14 protein-coding genes and 2 pseudogenes are annotated in these 14911 nt (G+C 68.8%); 4 read left to right on the top strand and 12 right to left on the bottom strand.

Annotated elements, in window-relative coordinates; translation table 11 throughout:
* Positions 1 to 29: 29 nt before the first annotated feature.
* The 6 genes from ASF43_RS04015 to trxB form a co-directional block, all read right to left on the bottom strand.
* A complete protein-coding gene (locus tag ASF43_RS04015) occupies positions 30 to 665 on the bottom strand; it encodes an L-threonylcarbamoyladenylate synthase (RefSeq protein ID WP_056176926.1) in 636 nt (211 codons plus the stop codon).
* 13 nt (positions 666 to 678) lie between these two features.
* Positions 679 to 1563, bottom strand: a complete 885-nt coding sequence (locus ASF43_RS04010) for a DMT family transporter (protein ID WP_056176923.1) — start codon at positions 1561 to 1563, stop codon at positions 679 to 681.
* Positions 1560 to 2414 carry a 3',5'-nucleoside bisphosphate phosphatase gene (locus tag ASF43_RS04005; RefSeq protein WP_056178092.1) on the bottom strand — a complete coding sequence of 285 codons (855 nt, stop codon included), beginning with the start codon at positions 2412 to 2414 and terminating at the stop codon, positions 1560 to 1562. Before ASF43_RS04005 ends, ASF43_RS04010 begins: the two co-directional genes overlap by 4 nt.
* A 129-nt stretch (positions 2415 to 2543) precedes the next feature.
* Positions 2544 to 2714 (bottom strand): 50S ribosomal protein L33, encoded by a 171-nt coding sequence (gene rpmG / locus ASF43_RS04000; protein ID WP_055834453.1) that lies wholly within the window; start codon positions 2712 to 2714, stop codon positions 2544 to 2546.
* Positions 2715 to 2726: 12 nt separating this feature from the next.
* Positions 2727 to 2960 carry a 50S ribosomal protein L28 gene (gene rpmB, locus ASF43_RS03995; RefSeq protein ID WP_056176919.1) on the bottom strand — a complete coding sequence of 78 codons (234 nt, stop codon included), beginning with the start codon at positions 2958 to 2960 and terminating at the stop codon, positions 2727 to 2729.
* A gap of 177 nt (positions 2961 to 3137) precedes the next feature.
* Entirely contained in the window at positions 3138 to 4088 is a 951-nt protein-coding gene (gene trxB / locus ASF43_RS03990; protein ID WP_056176916.1) for a thioredoxin-disulfide reductase, read from the bottom strand.
* Positions 4089 to 4255: 167 nt separating this feature from the next.
* Here trxB and ASF43_RS03985 point away from each other — a divergent pair, with 167 nt between their 5' ends.
* The 4 genes from ASF43_RS03985 (at position 4256) to ASF43_RS03970 (ending at position 8545) form a co-directional block, all read left to right on the top strand.
* A complete protein-coding gene (locus ASF43_RS03985; RefSeq protein ID WP_056176914.1) occupies positions 4256 to 4930 on the top strand; it encodes a Crp/Fnr family transcriptional regulator in 675 nt (224 codons plus the stop codon).
* Between the two features lie 64 nt (positions 4931 to 4994).
* A complete protein-coding gene (locus ASF43_RS03980; protein ID WP_056176911.1) occupies positions 4995 to 7373 on the top strand; it encodes a DNA translocase FtsK in 2379 nt (792 codons plus the stop codon).
* A gap of 56 nt (positions 7374 to 7429) precedes the next feature.
* A complete protein-coding gene (gene lolA, locus ASF43_RS03975; protein WP_056176909.1) occupies positions 7430 to 8065 on the top strand; it encodes an outer membrane lipoprotein chaperone LolA in 636 nt (211 codons plus the stop codon).
* Positions 8066 to 8068: 3 nt separating this feature from the next.
* A complete protein-coding gene (locus tag ASF43_RS03970; RefSeq protein WP_056176906.1) occupies positions 8069 to 8545 on the top strand; it encodes a C40 family peptidase in 477 nt (158 codons plus the stop codon).
* Positions 8546 to 8689: 144 nt separating this feature from the next.
* On the opposite strand, the pseudogene ASF43_RS03965 reads toward ASF43_RS03970, so the two are convergent.
* From ASF43_RS03965 to ASF43_RS03945, 6 genes and pseudogenes are all read right to left on the bottom strand, one after another.
* Positions 8690 to 9772: pseudogene (locus ASF43_RS03965) on the bottom strand (IS5 family transposase); the annotation flags it as partial.
* 1 nt (position 9773) lies between these two features.
* A pseudogene (locus ASF43_RS32155) lies at positions 9774 to 9917 on the bottom strand (IS5/IS1182 family transposase); the annotation flags it as partial.
* 198 nt (positions 9918 to 10115) lie between these two features.
* On the bottom strand, positions 10116 to 11201 hold the full coding sequence (locus tag ASF43_RS03960) for a DUF1513 domain-containing protein (RefSeq protein ID WP_056176899.1): 1086 nt from the start codon (positions 11199 to 11201) through the stop codon (positions 10116 to 10118).
* A complete protein-coding gene (locus ASF43_RS03955; RefSeq protein ID WP_056176896.1) occupies positions 11185 to 12264 on the bottom strand; it encodes an imelysin family protein in 1080 nt (359 codons plus the stop codon). Before ASF43_RS03955 ends, ASF43_RS03960 begins: the two co-directional genes overlap by 17 nt.
* Complete coding sequence (locus tag ASF43_RS03950; RefSeq protein ID WP_056176893.1) at positions 12264 to 13691, bottom strand: di-heme oxidoredictase family protein; 1428 nt, start codon at positions 13689 to 13691, stop codon at positions 12264 to 12266. The genes ASF43_RS03955 and ASF43_RS03950 overlap by 1 nt, the downstream gene beginning before the upstream one ends.
* Entirely contained in the window at positions 13688 to 14863 is a 1176-nt protein-coding gene (locus ASF43_RS03945) for an imelysin family protein (protein ID WP_056176889.1), read from the bottom strand. Before ASF43_RS03945 ends, ASF43_RS03950 begins: the two co-directional genes overlap by 4 nt.
* Positions 14864 to 14911 lie beyond the last annotated feature (48 nt).

Below are 14911 nucleotides of genomic sequence, written 5' to 3'. Positions count from 1 at the left end.
GGGATTCTCTCAGAGGGGTTGCAGGGGGCTCACAGCCCCAACGCGGCCAGCGAGCCGCGGCCTTCGCGCACGACCGTGGGGTCGCCGCCTTGTTCCATGGTGGTCAGGTCGACCACGGTGGTGGGTTCGGAAGGGCAGGCGCCGGCGTCCAGCACCGCGGCCACCTGGTGCTCGAAGCGCGCACGGATGTCCTGCGCGTCGTTCAGCGGCTCGGTCTCGCCGGGCGGGATCAGGGTCGTGGCGAGGAGCGGCGCGCCGTGCAGCGCCAGCAGTTCCTGCAGCGCCTTATGGTCGGGCACGCGCAGGCCGATGGTCTTGCGCGAAGGGTGGCTCACGCGGCGCGGCACTTCCTTGCTGGCTTCCAGGATGAAGGTGTAGGCACCGGGCGTGGCGGACTTGAGCAGGCGGTACTGCTTGTTGTCCACCCGTGCGTAATTGGCCAGCTCGGACAGGTCGCGGCACAGCAGCGTCAGGTGGTGGCGCTCGTCCACGCCGCGCAGGCGGCGCATGCGGTCCACGGCAGCCTTGTCGTCCAGGTGGCAGACCAGCGCGTAGCTGGAATCCGTGGGCACGGCGACGATGTCGCCCTTGGCCAGCAGCGCCACGGTCTGCTTGAGCAGGCGCACCTGCGGGTTCTCGGGGTGGAGTTCGAAGTACTGGGCCATGGTGTCGTCGTCTCTACAGGGTGGTGGCAGGGCCGATGCGGCTTTCGCGCACGGTGAGCCAGGCGCCGGCAGCGCCGCAAAAGGCCACCAGCGCCATGCCCAGCATGGCCCACTGGTCGGGCACATGCGAGAACACGAGCCAGCCGCCCAGCATCGCGAAGCCGATCTGGCCGTACAGGTAGGGCGTGAGCGTGGCCGCCGGCGCACGCGCGTAGCCCAGGATCAGCATGAAGTGGCCCACCGTGGCCATCAAGCCCATCAGCAGCAGTGCGGCCCATAGTTGCCAGCTCTCGATGTGCACCCAGACGAAGGGCAGGGACAGCGACGCCAGCAGCGTGCCGACCCAGCCCGTGTACAGGTGCGTGGTCAGGGGCGCCTCGGTCTTGGCCAGCCTGCTGGTCAGCAGCTGGAAGCAGGCGTTCGTGCCGACCAGGGCCAGCGGCAGCAGCAGCTTCCAGTCGAAGGCTTCGCCGCCCGGCCGGATGATGACCATGGTGCCGACGAAACCGCCCAGCACCAGCGCCCAGCGCAGCGGCGACACACGCTCGCCCAGCGCATAGGCCGCCAGCAGCGTGATGACCAGCGGCGTGATCATGACGATGGCGGTGAACTCGCCGACCGGCATGAAGCGCAGGCTGAAGAAGGCCAGCAGGCTGCTCACCAGCAGCAGCAGGCCGCGCAGGATCTGGAACTTCGGGTGTGCCGTGCGCAGCAGGGCCAGGCCGTGGCGCGGCAGCACGAGCACGGTGGTGGCGATGGCCTGGAAGGCGTAGCGGAACCACAGCGCCATCAGCAGCGGGACGCTGGCGCTGATGGCCTTGGTGGTGATGTCCAGCACCGCGAAACAGGCCACGGCGGCCAGCACCAGGGCGATGCCGGCCAGCGGCGAGGCGTTCACTGAATGCGGTCCGCCAGCAGTTCCCACACGGGGGTCAGGTCGCCCGGCAGGTAGGGCAGGGCGCCCAGGTCGGTGTGGCTCTCGTCGGGGCTGTGGAAGTCGCTGCCGCGCGAGGCGGCCAGGCCGAAGTCGCGCGCCATGGTGGCGTATTCCACGTACTCGGCGGTCGTGTGGCTGCCCGTGACGACTTCGACACCACGGCCGCCATGCGCCTTGAACTCGCTGAACAGCGCGTACTCTTCGTTGGCCGTGAACTTGTAGCGGCCTGGGTGCGCGATCACGGCGATGCCGCCGCACTGCGTGATCCAGGTGATTGCGTCCTTCAGCGTCGCCCAGCGGTGTGGCACGTAGCCAGGCTTGCCTTCCGTCAGGTACTTGCGGAACACCTCGGGCGTGTCCTTGCAATGCCCGGCCTCGACGAGGAAGCGTGCGAAGTGCGTGCGCGAGATCAGCGCCGGGTTGCCGACGAATTTGAGCGCGCCCTCGTAGGCGTTCTGGATGCCGACCTTGGCCAGGCCGGCTGCCATCTCCATGGCCCGCGGCCCGCGGCCGTCGCGCGTGTCGGCCAGGCCCTGCTGCATGCGCGGGTCTTCGGCATCGAAGCCCAGACCCACGATGTGCACGGTCTCGCCAGCGAAGGTGACGGAGATCTCGGCGCCGGTCAGGTAGCGCATGCCCTGGGCCTTGGCGGCCGCGGCGGCGCGCCGCTGGCCGCCGATCTCGTCGTGGTCCGTCAGGGCCCACAGTTCCACGCCATTGGCCTTGGCCCGCTCGGCGAGTGCCTCCGGCGTCAGCGTGCCATCGGACACGATGGAGTGGCAGTGCAGGTCGGCGTTGAGGATGGAGGACACGGCGGGCATTTTAGGTGGGGGCGCGGTGTTCGGCGGTCGCCTGTGCGGCAAGCCCCTGTGCGCCAAAAAGAAAACCCGCTCGGAGGCGGGTTTCGGTGTGTGCGGGGAGCCGTTGCCGGCCCGGATGCATCACTTCAGCTTGATTTCCTTGTACTCGACGTGCTTGCGAGCCTTGGGATCGAACTTCGTGATCAGCATCTTTTCAGGCATCGTCTTCTTGTTCTTGGTCGTTGTGTAGAAGTGACCGGTGCCGGCAGTGGATTCCAGCTTGATCTTCTCGCGTCCGCCTTTGGTAGCCATGGTGGTGTCCTCTTAAGCTTGGCCGCGTGCACGCAGGTCTGCGAGCACGGCATCGATGCCGTTCTTGTCGATCAGGCGCAGGCCGGCGTTGGAGATGCGCAGGCGCACCCAGCGGTTTTCCGACTCGACCCAGAAGCGGCGGTACTGCAGGTTCGGCAGGAACCGGCGCTTCGTCTTGTTGTTGGCGTGGGAAACGTTGTTCCCGGTAATCGGGCCCTTGCCCGTGACTTCACATACGCGTGACATGGTCACTCTTCCTATGAACAGCTGGCACCATGCAACGCCTGGGCGTGCGCGGTGTGTGACAGCTTGACCTCGCCAAAAGCAGGTGGCGGTTCCCTGTCTGCCGTGCGCAGCGCGACCCTTGCGGCTGCGGAGAATTCGGCAAAGCCCGCGATTATAGCCAGCTTCGCCGAAGCGGCCTCACTCCTGTTCCAGGAAGCGCTGGGCGTCCAGTGCCGCCATGCAACCCGTGCCGGCGCTGGTGATGGCCTGGCGGTAGATATGGTCCTGCACGTCGCCGGCCGCGAACACGCCCGGCACGCTGGTCATGGTGGCCATGCCCGACAGGCCGGACTTGGTGACGATGTAGCCGTCCTTGAGCTCCAGCTGGCCCACGAACAGCTCGGTGTTGGGCCGGTGGCCGATGGCGATGAAGCAGCCCTTCAGCTCGATGTCGCGATGGCTGCCGTCGCGCTGGTCCTTGAGCCGGACGCCGGTCACGCCGGTCGCGTCGCCCTTGACCTCGTCCAGCGTGTGGAACAGCTGCAGCTCGATCTTGCCTTCGGCCACTTTCGCGTGGAGCTTGTCGACCAGGATGGGCTCGGCGCGGAACTTGTCGCGCCGGTGCACGAGCGTGACCTTGCGCGCGATGTTGGACAGGTATAGCGCCTCCTCGACGGCCGTGTTGCCGCCGCCGATCACGCACACGTCCTGCTCGCGGTAGAAGAAGCCGTCGCAGGTCGCGCAGGCCGACACGCCCTTGCCCATGAACGCTTCCTCGGAGGGCAGGCCCAGGTACTGCGCCGAGGCGCCGGTGGCCAGGATCAAGGCATCGCAGGTGTAGCTGCCGCTGTCGCCCTGCAGTGTGAACGGGCGCTTGGACAGGTCGACCTTGTTGATGTGGTCGAACACGATCTCGGTCTTGAAGCGCTCCGCATGCTCGAGGAAGCGCTGCATCAGCTCGGGCCCTTGCACACCATGCACGTCGGCGGGCCAGTTGTCGACCTCGGTGGTCGTCATGAGCTGGCCCCCCTGCGCGATGCCGGTGATGAGAACCGGATTCAAGTTGGCGCGTGCGGCGTAGACCGCCGCGGTGTACCCCGCAGGCCCCGATCCCAGGATCAAGACTTTGGTGTGTTTTACAGTCGACATGGAAGCTGCTTTCGTGCGAATAAAGCGCGTGTGCTGTGTACAGTTTGGGACTTTTCCCACAGAATCAAGCGCGAAGGGGCGTTGTGCGAGGGCGTGGATTTTGCCCCGGATCACATCTGCCTGGTCCCACAGGGAAACCGACGAATGAGAAGAAGGAGTCCTGACCGATGTCGATGCTGTCCAATCTCGAGCTGCTCATGCGCGTGCCCTTGTTCTCGATGCTCACGGGCGAGCAGGCCAATGCCGTGGCGCAGGCCGTGAGCAAACGGCGCTTCAAGCGCGGCGAGGCCATCGTCGAGCAGGGCCGCAAGTCCAATGCCTTGTTCATCGTGCTGAGCGGCCGTTGCCGCGTCGTGACGACCGATGCGCGCGGGCGCGAGGTGATCATCGCGACGCTGCGGCCTGTCGACTGCGTCGGCGAGATGAGCCTCATCGACAACGAGCCGCACTCGGCCAGCGTGCTGGCCGAGGTGCAGAGCGACATGCTGGTGCTGGGCCGTGCCGAGTTCGACCGCTGCGTGGCCGACAACCTGCAGATGGCCCGCGCCGTGATGACCGGCCTGGTCAAGCGCCTGCGCCATGCGGACCAGAAGATCGAGTCGTTGGCGCTGATGGACGTCTACGGCCGCGTCGCCCATGCGCTGCTGGAGCAGGCCAGCCCCGATGCGCAGGGCCAGCTGTTCATCCGCGACAAGATCTCGCGCCAGGACATCGCCAAGATGGTCGGCGCCTCGCGCGAGATGGTCAGCCGCGTCATGAAGGACCTGGAAGAACGCGGCTACATCGAGACCCAGGACGCCGGTTCCATCATCATCCGCGAGCGCCTGACGACCCTGGTTTGATGCCCTGCGCCTGCGCTGCGCGCGCAGGGCCATGGGGTAAGCTTGGGCGCAGATTCCTGCCTCCATGACCTATTCGCTCAACACACTCAATTCCTCCACTGGCACGGAGCTGCCGGTGCGTTCCGGCATCGTGCGCTTCGCCCGCGAATTCGGCTTGCTGCTGGGCCTGCTCGCGCTGTCGTTCTGGTTCATCTCGCTGATCAGCTATTCGCTGCAGGACGCGGCCTGGTCCACGTCCGGCGGCCCCGGCGCCACGCGCAACTGGGGCGGCCGCCTGGGCGCCTGGGTGGCCGACATCAGCTACTTCAGCCTGGGATTTTCGGTCTGGTGGTGCCTGGCCGCCGGCGCGCGAGCATGGCTGGCCAACCTGGCCGACTGGATGCGCCCGCCGCAGGCTCGGCTGCCCGTGCATGCCCATCGGCCGGCTGGCGGCGCTCTGGTGTTCGGCCTGGGCCTGGTGCTGTTGCTGGCGGCCAGCTGCGCGCTGGAATGGTCTCGGCTGTACCGGCTGGAGCCGCAGCTGCCCGGCCATGGCGGTGGCATCGTGGGCTACTTCGTCGGCCCGGCCGCGCTGCAGTGGCTGGGCTTTGCCGGCTCCGGCCTCGTGGGCATCGTGGCCGGCATCATCGGTGTGGCGGCGGTGTTCCGGTTCTCGTGGGCGCATGTGGCCGAGCGTGTCGGCGCGCGCGTGTATTCGCTGGTCGAGTCGCGCCGCGAAAAGCGCGAGGTCGCCGAAGACCTGGCGCTGGGCAAGCAGGCCGTGCGCGAGCGGCAGGAGGGCACCTTCGACGACCGCTTCGAGCCCGACGTGTCGGATGCCGTGGACGCGCCCGCCGCCCGGCTGGTGCGCACCGGCAAGCCCGCCAAGCCGCCGGTGGTTATCGAGCCCGCGCCTGTCGAGGCGCCGCCGAGCACGCGCGTCGTCAAGGAACGGCAAAAGCCGCTGTTCAAGGAGCTGCCCGATTCCAAGCTGCCCCAGGTCGACCTGCTGGACGCCGCGCAGCTGCGCCAGGAAACCGTCTCGAACGACACGCTGGAAATGACCAGCCGCATGATCGAGAAGAAGCTCAAGGACTTCGGCGTGGAGGTCAGCGTGGTGCTGGCCTCGCCCGGCCCGGTGATCACGCGCTACGAGATCGAACCGGCCACCGGCGTCAAGGGTTCGCAGATCGTGGGCCTGGCCAAGGACCTGGCGCGCAGCCTGAGCCTGGTATCGATCCGCGTGGTCGAGACCATTCCGGGCAAGAACTACATGGCGCTCGAACTGCCCAACGCCAAGCGCCAGTCGATCAAGCTGTCGGAGATCCTGGGCTCGCAGGTCTACCACGAGGCCAAGTCCATGCTGACCATGGGCCTGGGCAAGGACATCGTGGGCAACCCCATCGTGGCCGACCTGGCCAAGATGCCGCACGTGCTGGTGGCCGGCACCACGGGCTCGGGCAAGTCGGTCGGCATCAACGCGATGATTTTGTCGCTGCTCTACAAGGCCGAGGCGCGCGACGTGCGGCTGTTGATGATCGACCCCAAGATGCTGGAAATGTCGGTCTACGAGGGCATCCCGCACCTGCTGGCGCCGGTGGTCACCGACATGAAGCAGGCCGCGCACGGCCTGAACTGGTGCGTGGCCGAGATGGAGCGCCGCTACAAGCTGATGAGCAAGCTGGGCGTGCGCAACCTGGCCGGCTACAACGTGAAGATCGACGAAGCCAAGGCGCGCGAGGAGTTCATCTACAACCCCTTCAGCCTGACGCCCGACGACCCCGAGCCGCTCAAGCGCGAACCGCACATCGTGGTCATCATCGACGAGCTGGCCGACCTGATGATGGTGGTCGGCAAGAAGATCGAGGAGCTGATCGCGCGGCTGGCGCAAAAGGCCCGCGCGGCCGGCATCCACCTGATCCTGGCCACGCAGCGGCCCAGCGTCGACGTGATCACCGGCCTCATCAAGGCCAACATCCCCACGCGGATCGCGTTCTCGGTCGGCTCCAAGATCGACAGCCGCACCATCCTCGACCAGATGGGCGCCGAGGCCTTGCTGGGCATGGGCGACATGCTCTACATGGCCAGCGGTAGCGGCCTGCCGATCCGCGTGCACGGCGCCTTCGTCAGCGACGAGGAAGTGCACCGCGTGGTGGCCTACCTGAAGAGCCAGGGCGAGCCCGACTACATCGAGGGCGTGCTCGAAGGCGGCACCGTCGATGGCGAGAGCACCGACTACGGCAGCGAGGGTGGCGGCGACGCCGAGAAGGACCCGATGTACGACCAGGCGGTCGAGGTCGTGCTCAAGCACCGCAAGCCCAGCATCTCGCTGGTGCAGCGGCACTTGAAGATCGGCTACAACCGCGCCGCGCGGCTGGTGGAAGACATGGAAAAGGCCGGCCTGGTCAGCTCCATGAGCGGCAGCGGCCAGCGCGAGATCCTCGTGCCCGAACGCTCCGAATGAACCAAGCCGCGCACGCCGCACTCAGAACGCCCATGCATTTCAAACCTTTGCGGACCATGGCGTTCGGCGCACTGCTCACGCTGGGCACCTTGGCCGCCCATGCCGACGCGATCGACAGCCTGGAAACCTTCGTCAAGACCGTCAAGAGCGGCCGCGCCGCGTTCACGCAGACCGTAACATCGCCGCCGCGCGAGGGCCAGGCTGCGCGGACCAAGACCTCGACAGGCAGTTTCGAATTCCAGCGGCCCAGCCGCTTTCGCTTCGTCTACACCAAGCCCTTCGAGCAGACCATCGTGGCCGACGGCCAGACGCTGTGGCTGCACGACGTGGACCTGAACCAGGTCACTGCGCGCAAGCAGGCTGATGTGTTGGGCTCCACGCCCGCCGCATTGGTCGCCGCCGCGCCCGACCTGGCCGCGCTGCGCGCCGACTTCGACCTGAAGGCCGCGCCCGATGCGGATGGCCTGCAATGGGTCGAGGCCACGCCCAAGACCAAGGACGGCCAGCTGGCTGCCGTGCGCGTGGGGCTCAAGCCCGGCGACAAGGGCCCCGAGCTGGCCGCGCTGGACATCCAGGACAGCTTCGGCCAGCGCTCCGTGCTGCGCTTCAGCCAGGTCGAGGTCAACCCGTCGCTGCCCGCCGCGAGCTTCCAGTTCAAGCCGCCGGCCGGGGCCGACGTGCTGCGCCAATAAGGCATGCAGCGGCGCGCCGCCCTGCCACTGGCCCTGGCCGCCCTGCTGGCCGCCTGCGGCACGGCGCCCCCCGCACCGCGCCAGCCCGTCGACAGCCGCCTCACACCCGATGCCGCCAGCGACGTGGCCGTGCACGCGCTGGGCCTGGTCGGCACGCCGTACCGCTACGGCGGCAACACGCCCGATGGCGGCTTCGACTGCAGCGGCCTGATCGGCTACGTGTACCGCCACGGCGTCACGCCGGTCGTGCCGCGCACGGTGGCGCAACTGGCGGGCTGGGGCACGGGCATCGATGCCGATGCGCTGCGCACCGGCGACCTCGTGATCTTCAGCCCGCGCAATTCGCGGCCCACGCACGCCGGCATCTATGTGGGCGAGGGCCGCTTCGTGCATGCGCCGTCCACGGGTGGAACGGTGCGGCTGGACCGGCTGGACGGACCGTATTGGTCGCGCCAGCAGGTGGCGTACCGGCGGCCTTAGCAGGCTGCTGAAATACCCGACGCCGCAGCTCGCCTCACCTCGGTGAGAGCGCGGATTCAGCAGGGTGTTCGGCGCTGACGGCTCATTGACGCGTGCGCAGCCCAATTCGAGCCGCGCCAGCGCCGGTTGGCGCGCCTTTTCCCCTCATCGCGCACCTTGCAGACGCACCTGTCCCAGCGAGCGCATGCGCACAAGGTTGTAGAGCGAGCGCATGCGCACAAGGTTGTAGGCGGCCATGTTCAGCACGAACATCTGGCCGACCTTCTTGAGCCCGCGCACCATCACTTGCCGGATCTGACCGATGGTCTTGGCCCAGCCGAAGCCCTGCTMGATGCGYTTGCGACACTGGATCGATTTGCCRTAGCCGTCGCTCTTGGCGATCTCATCGGGMACGGCYGAGCGGCGCCCCGATGTGTTCTGCGCCACATGCGGCTGTACTTTGAGCCTGCGCATCTCGGCGACGAACTCCTTGGCGTCATAACCCYTGTCGGCTCCCAAGGTGATGGCCGCTTCGGGGTTGGCCTGCCGGAGCTTGCCGATCATGGCTTTGGCTGCCACGCGYTCGGCATACCCATCGGCCTGGGTGACTGCAGCATCGACGATCAGGCCGTTGCGGTTCTCCATGAGCGTGTGCCCCATGAAGCGCAGTTCGCTGGCGGTCTTGCCCTTGCGGTACAGCCGGCTGTCCGGGTCGGTCTTGGACGCGTGGGTGTCGTTGCTGCGCGGACGACCTCGGAAGTCGCTGCCATCACCGTCGGTATCGTCGCTGCCATCACCCTTGGGCACGAAGCTCTTGTGGCTGGCCCAGGCCTGGATCAACGTGCCGTCCACGCTGAAGTGTTCCTTGGACAGCCAGTTCTGGCGTTCGGCCTGCGSGAGCACTTGGTCGAASAAAGCCACCACCGCGCCATGCTCGATCAGGCGTTGGCGGTTTTTGCTGAACACCGTGGGCACCCAGACGCTGTCGTCCATGGACAGCCCGATGAACCAGCGAAACAGCAGGTTGTATTGCACCTGCTCCATCAGCAACCGCTCCGAGCGCACCGAGTACAGCACCTGCAGCAGCATGGCGCGCAGCAGCTTTTGTGGGGCGATGCTGGGGCGTCCGCCCTTGGAGGCGTCCTCATACATGCCTGCGAACAGGTCTTCGAGTCCGCTGAGCGCGTCGTTGACCATGGCCCGGATGGCTCGCAACGGGTGCGTTGCAGGCACGAAGTCATCGAGCTTNCATGCCTGCGAACAGGTCTTCGAGTCCGCTGAGCGCGTCGTTGACCATGGCCCGGATGGCTCGCAACGGGTGCGTTGCAGGCACGAAGTCATCGAGCTTCTTGATGCTGAACAGGCTTTCGGTGAAGGTGTCGGATCCGCGCATGCCGCATTGTCCTGCGCGCTACCGCTTGCGGATCAGGACACGCGGCAGGGACCTCGGTAGCTTTCGGTGAAGGTGTCGGATCCGCGCATGCCGCATTGTCCTGCGCGCTACCGCTTGCGGATCAGGACACGCGGCAGGGACCTCGGTATTTCAGCAGCCTGCTAATGGCGGGTCGGCTGGGCCCGGCGCGCCGCGGCTTCAGCCCAGGGCCAGCCAGTGGTTGTCCAGCCGCAAGCCGTGCACGCTGCTGGCGGACGTGGCCGCAGCCGTGTGCAGCGCGCGCTCCAGGCCGCCGGCCCACAGGCCTGCGCCGTCACCGGCCAGCGAGCAGGCTTCGGCCAACGGCGTGAAGCCCTGCCACGCGCCATCGGCGCCGTAGCGTGCGAAGCCATTTGCGCGCGGGCAACTCACAGCGAAGGCGCCGTTGGCCCAGGCGATGTCCCCGCCGTAGCCGGCCAGCGGCTGCGGCGCCCCGGCCACGCGCAGGGCCTGGCCATCGAACAGCGCCAGCACGGGCGCGGCCTGGCGCACTTCGGCGTCGGCGTGTTCGGCCTGCAGCGCGATGCCCAGCAGGCGCCGGCCCGGCGTGCCGCCCCAGGCAATGTGGCGCAGACTCAGGCGCGGGTCGGGCAGGCGCCACTGGCCGCGCAGCGCACCGCTGCGCGTGTCCAGCCGCACGAGCGAGGCGTCCATGCGCTCCAGGCCGATCTTGAGGCGGCCGGTCTCGGGCAGCGTCGGGACGCCGCCGTTGGCCACCAGCAGCGTGCCGTCGGCATCCAGCAGCAGCTCGTGCGGGTCCATGCCCTGCGTGGGCCACTCGGCGGCCTTTTCCAGCGAGGCGGCATCGCGCACGCCGATCCAGCCGGCGCCGGTTTCCAGGTCGGTCTCGGTCGTATAGAGCCGCTGGCCGTCGCGGCTGGCGATCACGTGGCCGTTGAACGCGCGGTCGGGCTCGATCCAGGCCGTCTGGGGCTCGGCCTGGCCGGGCGTCCAGCGCAGCATCCAGTCGCCAGGCCGGCGCGCGACGGCGAGCACGGAGCCGCCGGCTTCGGCCAGCAGTCCGTGGGCGCGCGTGGGCACATCCAGCGCGTGCAGCACCTGCAGTGCACCGCCCTGCGCGGCCAGCAGGCCGATCTGGTAGCGCGCAGCATCGGCAGTGTCCTGCGGCTCGGTCTGCCAGGCGGCCAGCAGGCGCGGCGCGCGGCCGGCCATGGCGGGCGCCGCCAGCACGGCCAGGGTCAGTGCCAGCCAGTGCCGGCGCGAGAGCTCAATCACCGTCGGCATCGGAAAAGCCGATCCGGATGTCGAGCGCCGGCGCCAGTTCGGCTTCGGCCAGCTGCTTGAGGCCGGCGACGGCCTTGGTCGCGGCCTGCACGCTGGCCGGCGCGTCGGGACGCGCGGCGGCGATGGCGTCATCGACCCGGCGCACCGTGGCCGCCCAGCGGTCGGCCAGCGGGTTCAGGCCACGGCCACGCATGTAGGTTTCCAGCGTGACGAGGTCCTTGCCCGGCTGGGGCACGGCGTTGTCGGCCGCCACGGCCAGTGCGCGCAGGCCCTGCCACTGCGCGGCCCAGGCCTGGGCGGACAGGCCGCTCGTGGCACGCGGATAGGCCGGCGGCTTGCCCTTGGGCGCGCTCCTGAGCGGCTTGTCCATGAACGGCCAGCGCAGGCGCTCCACGCCGCCCACCCACTGGTTCACGAGCTCGGCCATGGCTACGGCGGCAGCCTGGTCGGCAGCCTCGTCGTCCGGGTCTGGCGTGGCAGCGCCCAGGGCGCCGAAGGCCTGCTCGAGCGCGCGGGCCTCGGCCAGCACGTTCTCGGCCAGCAGCGTGGCGAAGCGGCAGCCTGGCGTACCGGGTGCAGGCGGTTGCGACCACAGCAGCCATTCCAGCGCCGGCAGGCCGCGCGCCGGCGTGCCGACGCGCTCCAGTGCGGCCAGGTCGGCCGGCGCGGTGGCGATGGCGCGGCGGATCAGCTCGGGCCGCGTCGGCGCGAAGTCGATCTGCCGTGTGGAGCGGCGCTGCAGTTGCGGGCCGACGGACACGGCCGACAGCCGGCCGAAAGCCAGCGCCGCCTCGCCCCAGGCCATGCGCGCGGCCTGCAACGCAGCGGTGTCCGCCGCAGGCGCGGCGCAGGCCGTGGACAAGGCCGCCACCAGGCCCTGCGCGCGCTGCACGAACTCCTGCGCGCGCGGCACGTACCAGCGGCGCCACGCACCTTGCATGAAGTCCGGCGGGCCGTAGAACGGTAGCGCCACGTTGGCCGGAATCTGCTGGGACAGGGCCGGCAGCGCCATGCTTGCCAGGCCGGCACCGAGAAAGCGCCTGCGCGCCCATTGCATCGTCATTACAGAGACTCCACGAACTTGACCAGGGCCGCACGCTCGTCGGCGGAGAACTTGAGCACCGCGTCGCGGCTGGCCTGCGCTTCGCCGCCATGCCACAGCACCGCCTCCAGCACGCCGTCGGCGCGGCCGTCGTGCAGCAGCCTCTGGTGGCTGTTGACGTCGCGGATCAGGCCGATGCCCCACAGCGGCGGTGTGCGCCACTGTTGGCCGCTGGCCTTGAAGTCGGGCCGGCCGTCGGCCAGGGCCTCGCCCATATCGTGCAGCAGCATGTCGGTGTAGGGGTAGATGGTCTGGCCCGACAGCGATTTGCTGGTCAGGCGCGGGAACGGCCCTTCGGCTGTCCTGTAGCTGGGCCGGTGGCAGACGGCGCACTGCGCCTGCGCGAACAGCTGCTGGCCCTGCAGCACCTGGGCATCGCGCGCGTTGCGCCGCGCCGGCGGCGCCAACGTGGCGGTGTAGAACACCACCTCGTCGAAAGTCTTGTCGTCGATCTCGGGCGCCTTGCCCTTGGCACCGCGCGGCGCGGCCAGGCAGTCCTTCTGCGCCGGCATGCAGGTCTCGTCCGGGAACAGACTGGAGGTGATGCCCATGTCGCCATGGAAGGCGCCGGCCGTCTGGTGCGCCACGGTGGCGACATTGGCCTTCCAGCCGAAGCGGCCGATGCGCATCTGCTGCGAGGGCTGGTCCCAGACCTCGTTGACCTGGCCGCGGATCGGCCCGCCGGCCTCGGCCTGCGCGCGCACGTTGGCCAGGATGTCGTCGTCGGCGATGGCCTCCAGCAAGCCCATGCCGATGACCTGCGGCGCAAGCCGCGGGCTGACCATCACGTCCTTGGCCATGGGGCCGTAGTTCAGGCCCGCGAAGCCGTAGACAGGCCGCTGCAACGTGTAGCGCGTGCCGTCGGCGAAACGGCCGCGCACGGGCTCGTAGCGGATCGTGATGCGGCCCTCGGGCTGGACGCCCTGCACCGCGAAGTTCAGGAACTGGTCGCCGTAGACCGGCTCGGGCAGCGGGCCACCGGCCTTGTCCTGCCCGGGCACGGACAGGCGCAGCAGCAAGCCCACGGGCTGGTCGGACAGGCCGCGTTTGAAGTCCGGCGGCTCACCGCGGCCGTCCTGCGTGTGGCAGCCGCCGCACGAGCGCGCGATGAAGTGCGGCCCCAGGCCGTCGCGCGCCCGCGTGGAAGCCGGTGCCTGCACCCAGTTGCGCTTGAAGAAGGAGTTGCCGATCGCAAAGCGCGTGCGCTCGGCGTCTGGCAAGTTGGCGGACGGGAACGAGAAGGCGTTGCGGCCGGTCGCGTACACGGTGGTGGCGCCCCCGACGGCGGTGTCGTCCCCGGACGGCGCCTGCAGGGCCAGCGCGGCGCCGCCCGCCAGCACCACGGCCAGGCCGGACGCCGCGAGCGCGGCGCGCGGGACCCGGGTCAAGGCTGCACCAGCGTCAGGCGCGTGATGCCCACGGCATTGGCGGCTTCGACCAGGTCCTTGGACTGCTGCGTGAGGCTGTCGATGGTCTGCTGGATCTTGGCACGCGCCGCCGGATCGCCGCCGACCTTGATGGCCTGGTCGAACGGCGCGGGGATGGCCTGGGCCGCAGCCAACGAGGTGGCGATCTGCTTGGTCGTGCGCTCTGCGACGGCTGCATCGCGCGCGGCGACGAGGTCACGCAGGCCGGGGCCTTGCAGCGTCGTGCCATCGCGGCGCTTGAACTGGCCCAGCCACACGTTCTGGATGCCGGTGGCGTTGGCCACGGCGTCGCGGTGTGTGTTGTCGGAAAAGCAGGAATGCTCGTCTTCCTGGTCCTGGCTGGCCATGGCCACCTCGAGCCGTTCGCCGGCCAGTTCGCCGCGCGACAACGAGCCCAGGCCGACCAGCATCTTGCGCACCGATTCCATGCCGCCGCGCTCGAAGCGCGCGCGGTAGTTCCTGGCGTTGTTCGGCGTCCACGCGTTGTTCACGAAGCGCAGGTCGTCGACCAGCAGCTCGGTGACCACGCGCAGGTACTGGCGGCGGCGGTCGGCATTGGGCTTCTTGCCGTCCACGTAGTCCTCGAACGGGCGCGCGCCGGGGCCGGTGTCGGACAGGTCCTGGCCCCACAACAGGAACTCGATGGCATGCCAGCCGGTGGCGATGTTCTCTTCGCCGTCGCGCTCGTTCAGCGAGGACAGCTGCTTCTTGGTGATCGGCAGCTTGCGGTTGTTGATGATGCCGGCGTTGGGCGCATCGACCACGTAGTCCACATAGGACTCGTCCATGGGCCAGGCATTGATGCGGCCCTCGGGGCCGTTGTCGTCGTCGATGGGGCCGCCGTAGAAGCGGAACGCCTCGGTCTGGCCGTAGAACTCACGCGCGTCGAGCCAGGCCTTGCGCGCCGCATCCAGGCCGGCCTGCGTGGGGCTGGCCAGGAAGGCAGCGATGGCCTGCTGCAATGCCAGCGCGCCCTGCAGCGCGTCTTCGTATCCGGCGCTGACCAGCACGGCGTGGTGCCGCAATATGGGCGCCACGTCGGTGGCCACGGCGATCCTGGCGGGTGCGGACTTGGTGGCAGGCGCTGGCTGGGACCAGGCCGGCACGGCAGTCACGCTGGCGGAGAGGAGCATCCAGGCGAGGACGGTAGGTTTCAACACGTTGTTCCCAGGGAAGGTTGC

Source organism: Pseudorhodoferax sp. Leaf267, from assembly GCF_001422405.1.
Lineage (GTDB): Bacteria > Pseudomonadota > Gammaproteobacteria > Burkholderiales > Burkholderiaceae_C > Pseudorhodoferax.
This window is presented reverse-complemented; position numbering and strand designations above follow the sequence as displayed.